The 676-nt window shown below is 30.5% G+C and carries 1 protein-coding gene and 1 pseudogene; both read left to right on the top strand.

The window, feature by feature from the left end; genetic code table 4:
* Positions 1-422: pseudogene (locus N1F73_RS03790) on the top strand (conjugal transfer protein TraE); the annotation flags it as partial.
* A 7-nt stretch (positions 423-429) separates the two neighbouring features.
* The coding region (locus N1F73_RS03795; protein ID WP_260360168.1) for a hypothetical protein at positions 430-676 on the top strand (247 nt) is incomplete at its 3' end.

The raw sequence follows: 676 nt of genomic DNA on the forward strand, positions 1-676 counted from the left end.
ATAAACATACGGTCTTATTTATCGATGAGATTCATCAGTATGTCGATAATTCTCGTCCAATAATGTTAAATTTCGTTTGAAAATTAACTAAGACAGGACGTAAATATTTATTTGGTTTAGATTTAACTACACAGTCGCCATCAGATTTATTAGTTTCTGCTAAAGCTGAGTCGATAGTGCAGAATTGTCAGTACTCTACTATTTTTGGGCTTAAGGAAAAAGACTTGAAAGCAGTCGAGCAGATGTATGAATATACCGGTGGTTTAAATAAATCGATGACTTCATTTTTAAGCGCTGGAGTAATTGGTAATAATATGATTTCACTGAATTTAAACTCAAAAATTAAGATTGATGTTTGATATAACGAATATGAAAAAGGATTGTACTTTAAACAAGGCGATTTTAGAAAACAAGAAATATAGGAGTATTATGGATAAAGAAAAACTAGATATGAGTAAAGAATTGTTGTTAAAACAATATGAAAATATAGCTTTAAAAAACGAGTTAATGAACCAACAAGCAGAATTGCAGGAAAAAGAATTAGCGGAGCAAATAGAATATAAAGATGATAAAGCAAGCGAAGAAAAAGAAGTAAAACCTAAAAAACGAGGTCGAAAACCGAAAAAGAAAGCAAAAGATGAAGCTCCAAAACAAGATAATGGGGTGCAATTAAGTT

The organism is Mycoplasma sp. HS2188 (assembly GCF_025209835.1).
In the GTDB taxonomy this organism is placed as follows: Bacteria; Bacillota_I; Bacilli_A; order Mycoplasmatales; family Metamycoplasmataceae; genus Mycoplasmopsis.